The organism is Pseudomonas sp. AF32 (assembly GCF_022342325.2).
Taxonomy (GTDB): domain Bacteria; phylum Pseudomonadota; class Gammaproteobacteria; order Pseudomonadales; family Pseudomonadaceae; genus Aquipseudomonas; species Aquipseudomonas uvaldensis.
This window is the reverse complement of the sequence record NZ_RQJK02000007.1, coordinates 205883-222426: the sequence shown is the minus strand read 5'-3', so window position 1 is coordinate 222426 and position 16544 is coordinate 205883. Positions and strand designations below refer to the sequence as shown.

12 protein-coding genes are annotated in these 16544 nt (G+C 62.5%); 6 read left to right on the top strand and 6 right to left on the bottom strand.

Annotated features, from left to right (window positions below):
- Nucleotides 1-37 precede the first annotated feature (37 nt).
- From EGM97_RS09460 to EGM97_RS09445, 4 genes are read right to left on the bottom strand one after another with little or no spacing between them, the layout of a single operon-like run.
- Nucleotides 38-523, bottom strand: a complete 486-nt coding sequence (locus tag EGM97_RS09460) for a flavin reductase family protein (protein WP_238963492.1) — start codon at nt 521-523, stop codon at nt 38-40.
- Nucleotides 524-535: 12 nt separating this feature from the next.
- Entirely contained in the window at nt 536-2017 is a 1482-nt protein-coding gene (locus tag EGM97_RS09455; RefSeq protein WP_238963491.1) for an aldehyde dehydrogenase, read from the bottom strand.
- A complete protein-coding gene (locus EGM97_RS09450; protein ID WP_238963489.1) occupies nt 2014-2847 on the bottom strand; it encodes an alpha/beta fold hydrolase in 834 nt (277 codons plus the stop codon). The genes EGM97_RS09455 and EGM97_RS09450 overlap by 4 nt, the downstream gene beginning before the upstream one ends.
- Before the next feature lie 45 nt (nt 2848-2892).
- Nucleotides 2893-3483: an amino acid synthesis family protein gene (locus tag EGM97_RS09445; protein ID WP_238963488.1), complete on the bottom strand. Its 591-nt coding sequence runs from the start codon at nt 3481-3483 to the stop codon at nt 2893-2895.
- Nucleotides 3484-4117: 634 nt separating this feature from the next.
- Between EGM97_RS09445 and EGM97_RS09440 the strand changes: the two genes are divergently transcribed.
- The 3 genes from EGM97_RS09440 to EGM97_RS09430 are packed head-to-tail and all read left to right on the top strand — an operon-like array spanning nt 4118 to nt 7272.
- Entirely contained in the window at nt 4118-5527 is a 1410-nt protein-coding gene (locus EGM97_RS09440) for a circularly permuted type 2 ATP-grasp protein (protein WP_238963486.1), read from the top strand.
- A gap of 3 nt (nt 5528-5530) precedes the next feature.
- Entirely contained in the window at nt 5531-6481 is a 951-nt protein-coding gene (locus tag EGM97_RS09435) for an alpha-E domain-containing protein (RefSeq protein ID WP_238963483.1), read from the top strand.
- Nucleotides 6478-7272 carry a transglutaminase family protein gene (locus EGM97_RS09430; protein WP_238963481.1) on the top strand — a complete coding sequence of 265 codons (795 nt, stop codon included), beginning with the start codon at nt 6478-6480 and terminating at the stop codon, nt 7270-7272. Before EGM97_RS09435 ends, EGM97_RS09430 begins: the two co-directional genes overlap by 4 nt.
- A 9-nt stretch (nt 7273-7281) precedes the next feature.
- Here EGM97_RS09430 and narL read toward each other — a convergent pair whose 3' ends face one another.
- Together narL and EGM97_RS09420 are read right to left on the bottom strand one after the other, a co-directional pair.
- Complete coding sequence (gene narL, locus EGM97_RS09425) at nt 7282-7929, bottom strand: two-component system response regulator NarL (protein WP_238963479.1); 648 nt, start codon at nt 7927-7929, stop codon at nt 7282-7284.
- Nucleotides 7926-9725, bottom strand: coding sequence for a HAMP domain-containing protein (locus EGM97_RS09420; protein WP_238963477.1), 1800 nt, complete (start codon nt 9723-9725; stop codon nt 7926-7928). The genes narL and EGM97_RS09420 overlap by 4 nt, the downstream gene beginning before the upstream one ends.
- 307 nt (nt 9726-10032) lie before the next feature.
- Between EGM97_RS09420 and EGM97_RS09415 the strand changes: the two genes are divergently transcribed.
- The 3 genes from EGM97_RS09415 to EGM97_RS09405 all read left to right on the top strand — a co-directional run bounded on the left by EGM97_RS09415 (nt 10033) and on the right by EGM97_RS09405 (nt 16541).
- Complete coding sequence (locus EGM97_RS09415) at nt 10033-11334, top strand: MFS transporter (RefSeq protein WP_238963476.1); 1302 nt, start codon at nt 10033-10035, stop codon at nt 11332-11334.
- On the top strand, nt 11312-12709 hold the full coding sequence (locus tag EGM97_RS09410; RefSeq protein WP_238963474.1) for a NarK family nitrate/nitrite MFS transporter: 1398 nt from the start codon (nt 11312-11314) through the stop codon (nt 12707-12709). Before EGM97_RS09415 ends, EGM97_RS09410 begins: the two co-directional genes overlap by 23 nt.
- Nucleotides 12710-12773: 64 nt before the next feature.
- Nucleotides 12774-16541 (top strand): nitrate reductase subunit alpha, encoded by a 3768-nt coding sequence (locus EGM97_RS09405; RefSeq protein WP_238963472.1) that lies wholly within the window; start codon nt 12774-12776, stop codon nt 16539-16541.
- Nucleotides 16542-16544: the final 3 nt, after the last annotated feature.

The window sequence follows — 16544 nt, the reverse complement described above, 5'->3', positions numbered from 1 at the left end:
TCCCCTCGCCACAACAGTGTTCGGCCCAGGATCCCGTTCATATCAGCGCGGGCAGGGCGCCCAACTTGCCTTTGTGGTAGATCATCGGCGTGACCGGTTGCTCGGGCAGTATCAGGTTCTTGACCGCGCCGACGATGATCGCGTGGTCGCCGCCATCGTATTCACGCCACAGTTCGCATTCGATAATGGCCGTGGCCTTGTTCAGGATCGGGTTGCCGAGTTCGCTGAGGTGCCAGTCGATGCCCTTGGCCTTGTCCTTGCCTTTACCGGCGAAGGCATAGGCTTCGGCTGTCTGGTCGGCGGACAGCAGGTGGATCGCGAACTGCTTGCTGTCGCGTAGCACCGGATAGGTGTCGGAGGCGTAATTGGGACAGAACAGCACCAGTGCCGGGTCGATTGACAGGGCACTGAAGGCGCTGGCGGTGATGCCGACGATGTTGCCGTCCGGGTCCAGGGTGGTGACCACCGTGACGCCGGAGGGGAAGGAGCCCATGACTTCTTTGTAAATGCCGGGTTCGATCATTTCGCAAGACTCCTAACGCATCACAAACGGATCAGGCATCGGCGCCTGGGAGAGGTTGATCCACACCGTTTTCAGCTCGGTGTAGGCCAGCACCGAATCGATGCCGCTTTCGCGTCCGTAACCGCTGTTCTTGAAACCGCCGATAGGCGCCATGGCCGACACTGCGCGGTAGGTGTTGACCCAGATGATCCCCGAGCGCACATCCCGGGCCAGGCGATGGGCACGTCCCAGGTCACGGGTCCAGATACCGGCGGCGAGGCCGAACTGGGAGTCGTTGGCGATCGCCAGGGCTTCGGCTTCATCCTTGAAACGAATGACCGAAGCCACCGGGCCGAAGACTTCTTCCTGCATGATCCTCATGGAATTGCGGTCGCATTCGAACAGGGTCGGCTCGTAGAACCAGCCTTCACCCAGGTGCCGGGGGCGCTTGCCGCCCAGGCGCAGGCGTGCGCCTTCGGCAATGGCGTCGGCTACCAGGCCTTCGACCACGGCCAGTTGCTGGGCGGTGGCCATGGGGCCCATTTCGCTGGTGTCGTCCTGCGGGTTACCGATGCGGATGCGTTGGGCGCGTTCCACCAGGCGCGAGACGAACTCATCGTAGATTTCGTCCTGCACCAGCAACCGCGAACCGGACACGCAGCTCTGCCCCGACGCGGCATAGATGCCGGCAATGGCGCCATTGATGGCGCTGTCGAGGTCGGCATCGGCAAAGATGATGTTGGGCGACTTGCCTCCCAGTTCCAGGGACAGCTTGGCGAAGTTCTCCGCACTGCTGCGAACCACGTGACGAGCCGTGGCGGCGCCACCGGTGAAAGCGATCTTGCGCACCAGTGGATGGCGGGTGAGGGCGGCGCCGGTGCTCGGGCCGTAGCCGGTCACGACGTTGACCACGCCCGGCGGGAATCCTGCTTCCAGGGCCAGGCGAGCCAGCTCCAGGATGGTGGCCGAGGCGTGTTCGGAAGGTTTGATCACGATGGTGTTGCCGGCCGCCAATGCCGGGGCCAGCTTGATCGCGGTCAGGTAGAGCGGGCTGTTCCAGGGAATGATCGCGGCGACCACGCCCATGGCCTCATGCACGGTGTAGGCAAACATGTCCGGCTTGTCGAGGGGAAGGGTTCCACCTTCGAGCTTGTCGGCCAGGCCTGCGGTGTAATGGAAAAATTCCGGCAGATAGCCAACCTGACCGCGGGTCTCGCGGATCAACTTGCCGTTGTCACGGCTTTCCAACTGGGCCAGCTGCTCCCTGTTCTCGGCGATCAGATCGCCGAGACGACGCAGTAACTTGCCTCGGGCGGTGGCGGTGAGACCACGCCAGGCGGGGCTGTCGAAAGCCGTTTGTGCGGCCTGGACGGCGCGTTCGACATCCGCCTCCGCGGCGTCGGGCAACTCTGCCCAGGCCTGGGCCAACGCTGGATTCAGACTTTCGAAAGTCTTGCCGGACAGAGCATCGAGCCATTCACCGCCGATGCACATCTGGAAACGTGCGAGTGTCATGCAACGATCCCCTTTATTGGATTGGGTCGGTTGTTTGCCGTGTCGAGAAAATCCAGCAGCAACTGGTTGACCAGGCGCGGCGATTCTACCGGCATCATATGCCGCTGCTCGGCGAGCACGGCAACGGCGGCACCGGGAATTCGCTCGGCCAGTTGCCGGGCCATTTCCGGGGTCGAACCCGGATCCAGTTCACCGGTGGCGATCAATGTCGGTGCGTGGATGCTGCCCAGGTCGTCGGCGCGGTACATGTCCTGGGTGGCGAACAGTTCATAAGTGGTCAGGTAACCCTGGGGATCGTTCTTTGCCAGGGTCTGACGCAGCGCGGCGATCTGCGCCGGGTTGGCCGCCTGGTATTCGCGGCTGAACCAGCGTGACAGCGCAGCCTCGGCATTGGCATCCGGTCCATGTTCGGCGGCCTGGGCGGTACGGGCGATGACGCCGGCACGTTGCTCGGCGCTGCGGTTGAACACACTGTTAAGTACCACCAGGGCTTGCAGGCGTTGCGGGTAATGCAAGGCAAACGCCCGAGCCACCAGACCGCCCATGGAAAAGCCGATCACCGTTGCCTGGGGCAATTGAAGATGATCGAGCAGTTCCAATAACTGATCGGCGTAGCTCAGCAGGGTGGTACCGCTGGCAGGAAGCGGACTGGCACCGTGGCCGAGCATGTCATAGGCGATAACACGGTATTTCGTGGCCAGGCCAACGACTTGGCCGCCCCACATTTCTTTGTTCAGGCCCACGCCGTGGATCAATACCACGGGCTGGCCTTGGCCGGTCGCCAGGTAACTGGTGCCAGCCGGGGTGAGTTCAGCGGTGAGCCGAATCATGGAACGCTCCTGCATGCCTTTTTTATTGTGGTTGGCCGGGTTGAATCACTGGGCCTTCTCGGCGGCCAGCTCTTCAAGGTCGATATAACGGTTACCGATGCGTGGATGCAGGCGGCCACCATCGGCACAGCCGAGCACCACGACGATCTCGTCGGCGCGAGGAGCGTCTTCGATCTGCATTTCCAGGGTGATGTAGTGTGAGCGCAGGCCTTCGTCGTCTTTGTGCATCATAGGGATCTGGATGGAGGTCCCCGGGCCGCCACGCTTGTTGGTGAAGCTCAAGTAGCTTTTGGCCTTGACCGCTTCGCGGTAATGATTACCGAAGCGCAGAGTATGGATGACAGCGGAGGCGTGCTCGATTTCACCATCGGCGCCGACGACCGCCGCCTTGCCATAGGCCTCGATTTTTTCCGCGCCGCCAATGATGCCCACCAGGCGCTCGACCATCAGTGCACCGAGGTCGGAGCAATTTGCGCGGATTTCCGGTTTCAGATCTTCGACAAAGCCACGGCCCAGCCAGGGATTCTTGATCACCACTGCGAGCCCGGCCATGGTCACCGGCTTGTCGGTGGCCTTGCCGCCTTCGATAAAGGTCTCTTCGACATAGCTGACGATCTTGCGAATTTCGAAACTCATGTGCTGCTCCCGTAGGCGATGTAGTGGGTCTATTCGTATGATGGTATACCATAATACTGTAAGCGCAAGTACCCGCTTTGAGTTTGTTTTTGGGAGACGACAGAAGGAGGTCGACTTTCGTCTGGGCAGCCATGCTCTTACAGCCCAACTGAGCCTCTGGGTAAAAACTTCCCCTTTTCAGGGCAACTCTCCCGTCAGTCCGGCTCCGTTGCACCGATTCGATCCGTTTCGGAGCACCCACCTGACGCTGCCTTAAAACGTTTCAGCCCTGCCGACCCTCTTTTGTCGCAAAAACGAAAATAAATTTCGTCCTCGCGTCGTTCTGCGACGTTTTTTCCAGCGAATTGCCACGAAATCGGGCTTGGGCACAGCCTTTGCTACGCTCCATAAGCGCAACCGGCGCAGCGCTGACATTTTCAGGGGGGGCATTCATTACGCAGATCTGACCAGGGGGCGCACGTCATCCAGACGCAATGCCAGAACAGAGACCGACATCGATCGAGGTGCTCAGCGAAACAGGGCTCATCAGAACAAGGCTCATAAGAACAAGGCTCATAAGAACAAGGCAAGGCCGGACTATTTGGAATGACGAAGTGATAAGAAATGCCGTGTAGAACGCGGCTGGGAGTTGGCTATGCCCCGAGCTTTTTTCAATGAAATGTACGATGCCCAGGGTGACTGCCGCCCGCATTACCAAGCCTTCGCACGCTGGCTGGCGGACACACCGGTCGAGTTGCTCGACCAACGCCGTCGCGAAGCCGACCTGTTGTTCCATCGGGCCGGTATCACCTTCACCTTGTATGGGGATGAACAAGGCACCGAGCGGTTGATTCCGTTCGACATCATCCCGCGCAGCATCAAGGCCAGTGAATGGCAATCAGTCGAGCGAGGCTGCATCCAACGGGTCCAGGCCCTGAATATGTTCCTCGATGATCTCTATCACGGGCAGCACATCCTCAAGGAAGGGATCATCCCCGCCGAGCAGGTGCTGGCTAACGAGGGTTACCAGATCGCGATGCAGGGCCTGAACCTGCACCGGGGCATCTACGCCCATATCGCCGGTGTCGACCTGGTGCGCGATGGCGACGGCAGCTACTACGTGCTGGAAGACAACCTGCGCACCCCCAGCGGCGTGAGCTACATGCTCGAAGACCGCAAGATGATGATGCGCCTGTTCCCCGAGTTGTTCGCGGCCCAGCGTGTGGCCCCCATCGATCATTACCCGAACCTGCTGCTCGACACCCTGAAAAGCTCAAGCCCGCTGGAAAACCCCACGGCGGTGGTCCTGACCCCGGGCCGTTTCAACAGCGCCTATTTCGAACATGCGTTCCTGGCCCGCGAGATGGGCGTGGAGTTGGTGGAGGGGGCCGACCTGTTCGTGCGCGACGAGCATGTCTACATGCGCACCACGGCCGGTCCGCAGCAGGTGGACGTGATCTATCGTCGCCTCGACGATGCCTTCCTCGATCCGCTGTCCTTCAATCCCGACTCCATGTTGGGCGTGCCTGGACTGGTTGCCGTGTATCGCGCCGGCAACGTGGTGCTGGCAAACGCGATTGGCACCGGCGTGGCCGACGACAAGTCGATCTATCCTTATGTCGACGAGATGATCCGCTTCTACCTCAGCGAAGAACCCATCCTGAAGAACGTGCCGACCTGGCAATGTCGCAAGCCCCAGGACCTGTCCCATGTGCTGGCCAACCTGCCGGACCTGGTGGTCAAGGAAACCCAGGGCTCCGGCGGCTACGGCATGCTGGTCGGGCCGGCGGCTACCGCCGCGCAGATCGAGGACTTCCGCGCACGCCTCAAGGCCCGCCCGCAGGACTACATCGCCCAACCGACCCTGAGCCTGTCCACGTGCCCGACCTTCGTCGAGAACGGCATCGCCCCGCGCCACATCGACCTGCGTCCGTTCGTGCTGTCCGGCAAGGAAACCCGACTGGTGCCCGGCGGCCTGACCCGCGTGGCCCTGCGTGAAGGCTCGCTGGTGGTGAACTCGTCCCAGGGCGGCGGCACCAAGGACACCTGGGTAGTGGAGGACTAAGACATGCTTTCAAGAACCGCTTCGGACCTCTACTGGATGTCCCGTTACCTGGAGCGCGCCGAGAACCTGGCGCGCATGCTCGAAGTCAGCTACTCGTTGTCGCTGATGCCCCAGGCCGGGCGCAGCGACGGCCATGCCGAGCTGGCGATGTCACTGCTGGCGGCCGGCACGCTGGACGACTACAACGCTCGTTATGGCGCGCTCAACAGCGAACATATGCTGCATTTCTTCGCCCTGGACGACACCAACCCCGGCAGCATCTACAGCTGCCTGCGAGCGGCACGGACCAATGCCCACGCCGTGCGCGGACGCATCACCGCCGACATGTGGGAGAACATCAACGCCACCTGGCTGGAGATGCGCAATATCGCCAGCAATGGCCTGGGCCGCTATGGCATCAGCCATTTCTGCGAATGGGTCAAGGAGCGCTCGCACCTGTTCCGTGGCGCGACATCGGGCACCATCATGCGCAACGATGCCTACTGTTTCATTCGCCTGGGCACCTTTATCGAGCGTGCGGACAACACCCTGCGCCTGTTGGATGCACGCTACGAAATGTTCGGCGAAGAGTCGGAGGAGGTCAGCGACAAATCGGCCCGCGGTTATTACCAGTGGAGCGCATTGTTGCGGGCGCTGTCGTCGTTCGAGGCGTTCAACGAGATCTATCGCAACGCCCCGAATGCCGAGCAGGTCTCGGAGATGTTGCTGCTGCGCGCCGACGTCCCGCGCTCGTTGCACGCCTGCATCGAGGAACTCGATAACATCCTCGCCAGCCTGCCCGGCCATAACGGCCGCCCGGCCCAGCGCCTGGCCGCCGAGCTGCACGCACGCCTGCGTTATTCCGGGATCGACGAGATCCTCGCCTCGGGCCTGCATCAGTGGCTGACCGATCTCATTGGCCAGATCCGTCACCTGGGCCAGACCGTTCACGAGTCCTATCTGGAGGTCGTATGAAACTGTCCATACGTCACGACACCACTTACCGTTACACCGATGACGTGTGCACCAGCATCCAGTTCCTGCGCCTGACCCCCAAGGACAGCCCGCGCCAGCGTGTGCTGCAATGGCATCTGGAACTGCCGCGCCTGGTGCGCAGCCAGCTCGACCCCTACGGCAACATCCTGCACGTGATGACCGTGGACGAGCCCCACGGCGCGCTGGTGCTCACCGCATACGGCGAGGTACAAATCAATCAAACGGTGGAGATGGAGCCCGACCATCAGTCGCCGCTGCCGTTCCTGCGCACCAGCCGTCTCACCCAGGCGGACGAGGCTCTCAGTGCCTTTGCCCAGGAGCAATGCGCAGGGCGACGTGATCGTGCGGCCCTCGCCGATTTAATGGACGGCCTGGTGACGCGCATGCCCTACAGCCTGGGCACGACGGCGGTCAACAGCACGGCCGCCGAGGCATTTGCCGGTGGTTCGGGCGTTTGTCAGGACCACACCCATGCGTTCCTCGCCTGCGCCCGCAGCCTGGGCATTGCGGCGCGCTATGTCTCCGGTTACCTGTGTACCGAGGATGAAAGCCACTTGGCGAGTCATGCCTGGGCCGAAGCCTGGCTGGACGATGGCTGGTACAGCTTTGACGTGACCAACCGGCTGATCCGGCCCGACCGGCACTTGAAACTGGCGGTCGGCCTGGACTATCTCGATGCCTGCCCGGTGCGGGGCATGCGCCGGGGTGGTGGGGCGGAGCAGATGCAGGCGCGGGTGCAGGTGAACTCGATGGTCCAGGTCCAACATTAACGGTCGCGGCTAGCCGGCGCTGCGCAGGTGCTCCATGGCCCAGACGGCGGCCTCGACCCGCGAGCGCAGGCCAAGCTTGTGCAGCAGGTTCTTGACGTGGACCTTGACCGTGCCTTCGGTGATGCCCAGCTTGTGCCCGATCACCTTGTTGCTGAAGCCACTGGCGATGGCCCTGAGTACCTGGCGTTCGCGCTCGGTCAGTTCCACGTCCGCCTGGCGCGGCGGGGAGCGCAGGGCCTGGGCCATGACGCGGGTCAGGCCGGGGCTGATCACGAGGGCGCCGTGGAGGGCGTCGCGGATGTACTGGATCAGCAATTCAGGTTCCATGTCCTTGAGCAGGTAACCGTTGGCGTCCAGGCGCAGGGCGTCGCGGATGTCATCCTCGGCATCGGACACCGTGAACAGCAACACCTTGCCGGTGTAGTTCATCGCACGTAACCGACGCAGGGTTTCGATGCCGTTCAATTGCGGCATGTTGTTGTCCAGCAGTACCAGGTCGGGCTTGAGCGGTTCGATCAGCGTCAGCGCTTCTTCACCGTGGCTGGCTTCGCCGACGATCTGCAGATCGTCTTCAAGTTCGAGCATCTGGCGGATCCCGCGACGCATCATCGGGTGATCGTCGACCAGTAGCAGGGTATGGCGCAGGGGGGCGTTCATGTTGCGATGCCTTCGGAGTGTTGGCCCAGGAATTCCGGTTGGAAATGCACCTGGATACGGGTGCCCTGGGGTGTTCGGGAGAGAATCTGCAGGTGGCCGCGCAGGCTGCGGGCCCGTTCGTTCATGATGTTCAGGCCGTGATGCTCGCGCTGGTCGACCTCGCCGCTGAAGCCCCGGCCATCATCTTCGATCGACAGCCGCACCGTCTCGCCTTCCTGGCGCAGTTCCAGCCAGGCGTTCTCGGCATGGGCATGGCGCAGGCAGTTGGATAACGCTTCGCGGGTGATCTGCAGAATGTGGATCTGTTCGCTGGCCGACAACTCGAACGCCAGCGTGTCGATGAACAGATGCACCTGGAAATCCCCACGGTTGGAGAACTCTTCGGCGGTGTCCTTGAGCTCCTGGACCAGACCATCGTCGTGAATCTGCAAACGGAAGGTCGTCAGCAATTCGCGCAACTGCCGGTAGGCGTTGTTGAGCCCTTCGCGCAACTCGCCGGTCACTGTCTCCAGGGTTTGCACCGGTTCGCCACGACGCATCAGGGTCTGCATGCGGCTGACTTGCAGCTTCATGTATGACAGGGCCTGGGCCAGCGAGTCGTGCAGCTCCCGGGCAATGATCGTGCGCTCGTCGAGCAACAACAGGCGATGGTCCTGTTCACGCTGGCGTTTGAGCGACAGCGATGTGCCGATCAGGTTGGCCAGGGCCTGGATCAATTGGGTTTCCCAGGGTTGCGCCAGATGCCCGTCGACGAAATGCGCCTTGAGCTCGCCAAGCTCGTTGCCCTGGTTGCTGATGCTGAACGTTTGTGGCCGGGCAGAGTGGTGTTTCTCGCAGGTGGCGCAGTCGCTGCTGGCGCACACTTGGCGGCTGTTGGCGCCATGCAAGGCCAGCAGTTGTCGTGCCGGTGCCTGGAGTTGCCCTTGCAGGCACAGCGACAGACGCAGGCCGGGCAGCCGTTGCTGGAAGCGCCGGATCAATTCATCCAACCCCTCGGCATTGGCCTGGCGTGTCGCCAGGCTGCGGCTGCTTTGGTAGAGCAGTTCCAGGGCGGCATTGGCCTGTTGCAGGTTCAAGGTTTTTTGCAGGACCTGATCTTCCAGGGTGCGGTGGGATTGCTCGATGGTTTCGGCCATGGTGTTGAAGCTGGTCGCCAACTGGCCCAGTTCATCCTCGGACTGATGATTGACCCGCACCTGGAACTCGCCCCGACGAAAACGCTGAGTCGCGTCCACCAGCTCCTGCAACGGCGTCACCACGCTGTACTGCAACTCATACAAGCCGATCAGCAGGATGATCATGGTGCTGAACAGCGCCATGCCCTGGATCGTCTGTTGCCAGCCCTGTTTGTGCTCGCTCTGGCGTTGCAACAACGTGACGAACTGGTCCAGTTGTGCGACGAAGGCGTCCGCGCTGGCCTGGAAGAAAGCCGAATCGCCGCGCTCGACGGCGGGCCGCAGTGCTCCGTTCCAGCGTTGCAGGAGATCGCGATAGCTCTGATGCAGGGCGGTAGTCGGACCGTCTTCCAGCACGGCGCGAAGGGAAGGGCTGTTGAGGCGTTGCTGCAGGCTTTCGACGATGGCCGGGATGGCGGCGGTATCGCCCGCCGCCAGTTTCCAGCTCAGGTGGTAGGTTTCCATGCGTACCGAGCCGGCCGTGTTGATCGCCGCCGCGTCACCCTGGCTGAACCAGGCGATCAGCCCGGCGCTCAGGGAACTGGCCAGGGCCAGAATGGCGATCAGGATCACCGCCACCCCCGCGCGCGCGGGCAGGGAGCTGCGCAGCCAGCTCATCATCGTGGCTGACCCGGCAGGAAAATATGCAACCCGGACATGGTAGGACGCCTGGACTGGGGGTGTGGCAGCCGATCCTGGCGCACTACCTCTAAAGAGTTCTCGGCCGTTCCGTTTCTGTAAAAGCTTCGGCCAGATCGCTCAGGACGTTGATAAACAAAGGGGTTTATCTGAATCCCGATCTACCACCTTGGAGGTAGACGGGCCAAGCATAGGCCAGTACCCCCAGGTGGCTCGTTGACCCACGTCAAGTTTTTGCGGGGTAGGCATCACTAGTCTGCGCTCATCGAACTGACTGGGGTGCAGCGTAATGCGAGCGCAAGTGCAACAAGGGCTGGTACTGGGGATGAGTACCCTGGCCTTCACCGTGTGCTTCATGGTCTGGATGATGTTTGCCGTGCTGGGCGTTCCGATCAAGGAAATGCTCGCCCTCAACGAAACCCAATTCGGCCTGCTGGCCGCCACGCCCGTATTGACCGGCTCGCTGGTGCGTTTGCCCCTGGGACTTTTAACCGACCGTTTCGGCGGGCGGATCGTGTTCTTCCTGCTGATGCTCTCCTGCGTCCTGCCGCTGTACCTGATCACGTTGGCGACCGCGTTCTGGCAGTTCCTGGTGCTGGGCCTGTTCGTCGGCTTGGCCGGCGGCTCTTTCTCGGTGGGCATCGCCTATGTCGCCAAGTGGTTCGACAAACAGAACCAGGGCTTCGCCATGGGCGTGTTCGGTGCCGGCAACGCCGGTTCCGCGGTGACCAAGTTCCTGGCCCCGGCCTTGATTGCCCTCGGTTCCTGGCACCTGGTGCCGAAGGTGTTCAGCGCCATCCTGTTCATCACTGCGCTGTTGTTCTGGTTCCTTACCGCCGAGAAGAAAGAACACCGCAGTAGCGGTGGCGCCGGTCTGCGTGAACAGCTCAGGGCCCTGAAAGAGCCCGCCGTGTGGCGCTACTGCCAGTACTACTCGATCGTGTTCGGCGGCTACGTGGCTCTGGCGCTGTGGATGACCAAGTACTACGTGCAGGAATACGGCTTCAGCCTGCAAAGCGCGGCATTGCTGGCGGCCTGCTTCTCGCTGCCCGGCGGCGTGCTGCGGGCGGTCGGTGGCTGGATGTCGGATCGCTGGGGGGCCCAGAGTGTGACCTGGTGGGTGCTGTGGGTGAGCTGGATCTGCCTGTTCCTGCTGTCCTATCCCCAGACCCAACTGCAAGTGCAGACCGTCAACGGCATCGTCGATTTCCATATCGGCCTCAACGCCACGCTGTTCACCGTGCTGCTGTTCGTAATGGGCATCGCCTTCGCGTTCGGCAAGGCCTCGGTCTTCAAGTACATCGCCAACGACTATCCGAAAAACATGGGCGCGGTGTCCGGCATCGTCGGCCTGGCCGGCGGCCTGGGCGGTTTCGTGCTGCCGATCATGTTTGGCGCCCTGGTGGACCTCACCGGCGTGCGCTCGTCCTGCTTCATGTTGTTGTACGGCGTCGTCTGGGTCTCCCTGACCTGGATGTATTTCAGCGAAATGCGCAAGCGCCCGCTGCTGGGCAAGCAACCGCCTGCCAGCCAACCCCCGTTTTCCAGCATTGCCCAAGGAGAAGAACATGTCCGTTCTGCAAACGCCTGACAAAGGCCCGGTCATTCATGACTGGCGCCCGGAAGACCCGGCCTTCTGGGGCCGCAGTGGCAAACAGACCGCGCGGCGCAATCTGTGGATCTCGATCCCGGCGCTGCTGTTGGCCTTCGCCGTGTGGATGGTCTGGAGCACGGTGATCGTGCGCCTGAACGCCATCGGTTTCAGCTTCAGTACCGACCAGTTGTTCTGGCTGGCGGCGCTGCCGGGGCTGTCCGGGGCCACCTTGCGAATCTTCTACTCGTTCATGGTGCCGATCTTCGGCGGTCGGCGCTGGACGGCCCTGAGTACCGCCTCGCTGCTGGTGCCAGCATTGTGGATGGGCTTCGCGGTACAGGATCCGACCACGCCCTATAGCGTGTTCGTGCTGATCGCGCTGCTGTGCGGTTTCGGTGGCGGCAACTTCGCCTCGAGCATGTCCAACATCAGCTTCTTTTACCCTAAATCCCAACAGGGCACCGCCCTGGGCCTGAATGCCGGCCTGGGCAACCTGGGCGTCTCGGTCATGCAGTTCTGCGTGCCGCTGGTGATCTCTTTCGGCGTGTTCGGCTTTATGGGCGGCCACCCGCAAGTACTGGCCGATGGCAGTTCGTTGTGGCTGCAGAACGCCGGTTTCATCTGGGTGCCGTTCATCCTTGCCGTCACCCTGATTGCCTGGTTCGGCATGAACGACCTGTCCAGCGCCCGCGCCTCGTTCAGCGAGCAGGCGGTGATCTTCAAGCGCAAGCACAACTGGCTGATGTGCTGGCTGTACCTGGCGACCTTCGGCTCGTTCATCGGCTTTTCCGCCGCGTTTCCCCTGCTGATCAAAACCTCGTTTCCCGAAGTCATCGCCCTGAAATTCGCCTTCCTCGGCCCGCTGGTGGGCGCGCTGGTCCGGCCGTTGGGTGGCTGGCTGGCGGACAAGCTCGGTGGCGCCAAGGTCACCCTGTGGAACTTCGTGCTGATGATCGTCATGGTGTTCGGTGTCATGCACTTCCTGCCACAAGGCGGGCAGGGCGGCAGCTTCTACGGCTTCCTGGGCATGTTTATGCTGCTGTTCATCACCACCGGCGTGGGCAACGGCTCCACCTTCCGCATGATCCCGGTGATTTTCCGCACCCTCCATGAGAAAGCCGCCCAGGGCAAAAAGCCCGAGCAGCGCGAGCAGGCGCTCAAGGACGCCGGCAAGGAGTCGGCGGCGGTGCTGGGTTTCAGCTCGGCCATGGGCGCCTTCGGTGCGTTCTTCATCCCCAAATCGTTCGGCACTTCGATGGCCCTGACCGGCGGCCCGGAGATGGCCTTCTACATGTTCGTCGGCTTTTACCTGAGCTGCATCCTGGTGACCTGGTGGTGGTACGCCCGCAAAGGCGCGGCGACCCCCTGCTGAGACGAATCAACTATTGCGTGGGCGGGGCGCAGACCCCGCGGAGCAAGCCTGAGAGGAAGACACTGTGAGTCATTTACTGGATCAACTGCGGTTCTTCAACCGCAAGCAAGGCGAGTTCTCCGAAGGTCACGGCGAGACCCGCAAGGAGTCCCGGGACTGGGAGAACGTTTACCGTTCCCGCTGGCAGTACGACAAGATCGTGCGGTCCACCCACGGGGTGAACTGCACCGGTTCCTGCTCGTGGAAAATCTACGTCAAGAACGGCCTGATCACCTGGGAAACCCAGCAGACCGACTACCCGCGCACCCGTAACGACCTGCCCAACCACGAGCCCCGTGGTTGCCCTCGGGGCGCCAGCTACAGCTGGTACATCTACAGCGCCAACCGGCTCAAGTACCCGAAGGTGCGCAAGCCCCTGCTCAAGCTCTGGCGCCAGGCCCGGCAGACCCTGCCGCCGGTGGAGGCCTGGGCGAGCATCGTCGAGAACAAGGCCAAGGCCGACTCGTACAAGAGCAAGCGCGGCATGGGCGGTTTCATCCGTTCCAACTGGGAAGAAGTCAACGAAATCATCGCCGCGGCCAACGTCTACACGGTCAAGCAGCACGGTCCGGACCGGGTGGTGGGCTTCTCGCCGATCCCGGCCATGTCGATGGTCAGCTACGCCGCCGGCGCCCGTTACCTGTCGCTGATCGGCGGCGCCTGCCTGAGCTTCTACGACTGGTACTGTGACCTGCCACCGGCCTCGCCAATGGTCTGGGGCGAGCAGACCGACGTGCCGGAATCGGCCGACTGGTACAACTCCAACTACATCATCGCCTGGGGTTCCAACGTCCCGCAGACCCGTACCCCCGACGCACACTTTTTTACCGAGGTGCGCTACAAGGGCACCAAGACCGTGGCGATCACCCCGGACTACTCGGAAGTCGCCAAGCTCACCGACCTGTGGCTCAACCCCAAGCAGGGCACCGACGCGGCGTTGGCCCAGGCCTTCAACCATGTGATCTTCAAAGAATTTCACCTGGACAAGCCCAGCGCCTATTTCACCGAATACGCCAAGCGCTACACCGACCTGCCGGTGCTGGTGGTGCTCAAGCCGATGCTCGGCGCGGCGCCCGGTTCAGGCTACCAGCCCGACCGCTTCCTGCGGGCCAGCGACCTGACCGACAACCTCGGCCAGGACAACAACCCGCAATGGAAAACCATTGCCCTGGACGCCGACGGCCAACTGGTCTCGCCCCAAGGCTCCATTGGTTATCGCTGGGGTGAAAAGGGCAAGTGGAACATCCTGCCGCGCGAAGGCGGCGAAGGCCGCGAGATCGACCTCAAGCTCAGCCTGATCGGCGGCGACGTGGCCGAAGTGGCGTTCCCGTACTTTGCCGGTGAGTCCCAGGAGCATTTTCAACACGTGGCCGGCGACGCGGTGCAGTTCCGCCGGGTGCCGGTGCACAGCGTGGTGCTGGCCGACGGCAGCGTGGCGAAAGTCGCGACTGTGTTCGACCTGTCGGCGGCCAACCTGGCCATCGACCGCGGCCTGGGTGGCGCCAATGTCGCCAAGGGCTACGACGACGCCTCGGTGCCCGGCACTCCGGCCTGGCAGGAGCAGATCACTGGCGTGAGCCGCGAGAAAGCGATCCAGATCGCCCGCGAGTTCGCCGACAACGCCGACAAGACCCGTGGACGCTCGATGATCATCGTCGGTGCGGCGATGAACCACTGGTACCACATGGACATGAACTACCGCGGGCTGATCAACATGCTCATGCTCTGCGGTTGCGTCGGCCAGACCGGCGGCGGCTGGGCGCACTACGTCGGCCAGGAAAAACTCCGTCCGCAATGCGGCTGGCTGCCCCTGGCCTTCGGCCTGGACTGGAACCGGCCATCCCGGCAAATGAACGGCACCAGCTTCTTCTACGGCCACAGTTCGCAATGGCGCCACGAGAAGATGAGCATGCACGACGTGCTCTCGCCCCTGGCCGACAAGTCGCAGTTCCCCGAGCACGCCCTGGACTACAACATCCGCGCCGAACGGGCCGGCTGGTTGCCGAGCGCGCCGCAACTCAACACCAACCCGCTGCACATCTGCCGTGAAGCCGCCGCCGCGGGCCTGGACCCGAAAGACTACGTGGTCAAGTCGCTGCAGGACGGTTCCCTGCGCTTTGCCTGCGAGCAACCGGACAACCCGGTGAACTTCCCGCGCAACATGTTCATCTGGCGTTCCAACCTGCTGGGCTCCTCGGGCAAGGGCCACGAGTACATGCTCAAGTACCTGCTGGGCACCAAGAACGGCGTGATGAACGAAGACATCGGCAAGGTCGGGGCCTGCAAGCCTACCGAAGCCGAATGGGTGGACGAGGGCGCCATCGGCAAGCTCGACCTGGTAACGACCCTGGACTTCCGCATGTCCTCGACCTGCGTGTACTCCGACATCGTCTTGCCGACCGCCACCTGGTACGAAAAAGACGACATGAACACCTCGGACATGCACCCGTTCATCCACCCGTTGTCGGCCGCTATCGACCCGGCCTGGGAATCGCGTTCGGACTGGGAAATCTACAAGGGCATCGCCAAGGCGTTCTCGGCCATGGCCGTCGGGCACCTGGGCGTGGAGAAAGACCTGGTCACCGTACCGCTGATGCATGACAGCGTCGGCGAACTGGCCCAGCCCTTCGGTGGTAGCGACTGGAAAACCGCCGGCGAGGTGCCACAGCCGGGCAAGAACGCACCGAACTTGCAAGTGGTGGAGCGTGACTACCCGAACATCTACAAGCAGTTCACCTCCCTGGGCCCGCTGCTGGAAAAACTCGGCAACGGCGGCAAGGGCATCAACTGGAGCACCGACACCGAAGTGAAATTCCTCGGTGAACTGAACCACCGCGAAGTCGATTCCGGCATCAGCCAGGGCCGGCCGAAGATCGACAGCGCCATCGACGCCGCCGAAGTGATCCTGTCCCTCGCGCCGGAAACCAACGGCCATGTCGCCGTGAAAGCCTGGGCGGCGCTGTCGGAGTTCACCGGCATCGATCACAGTCACCTGGCCGTGTCCAAGGAGCACGAAGCGATTCGCTTCCGCGACATCCAGGCCCAGCCGCGCAAGATCATTTCCAGCCCGACCTGGTCCGGCCTGGAAGACGATCACGTGAGCTACAACGCCGGCTACACCAACGTCCATGAGTCGATCCCATGGCGCACCATCACCGGTCGCCAGCAGTTCTACCAGGATCACCCCTGGATGCAGGCGTTCGGCGAGCAACTGATGAGCTATCGGCCGCCGGTCAACACCCGCACCATCGAGGTGGTCAAGGGCAAGCGCACCAATGGCCATGCCGAGATCGTCCTGAACTGGATCACCCCGCACCAGAAATGGGGCATCCACAGTACCTACACCGACAACCTGCTGATGCTCACCCTGAGCCGTGGCGGCCCGATCATCTGGCTCTCCGAGATCGACGCCCGGCGCGCCGGCATCGAGGACAACGATTGGGTCGAGTGCTTCAACGCCAACGGCGCGTTGACTGCCCGGGCGGTGGTCAGCCAGCGGGTCAAGGAAGGCATGGTGATGATGTACCACGCCCAGGAACGGATCGTGAACGTGCCCGGCGCGGAGACCACCAAGACCCGCGGCGGCCACCACAACTCGGTAACCCGCGTCGTGCTCAAGCCGACCCACATGATCGGTGGCTACGCCCAGCAGGCCTACGGCTTCAACTATTACGGCACGGTCGGTTGCAACCGCGACGAATTCGTCGTGGTGCGCAAGATGGCCAAGGTCGACTGGCTCGACGGTTCCAGCGGCGATGACCTGCCGCGTCCACTGCCGACCGAGCTGGATTGAGGA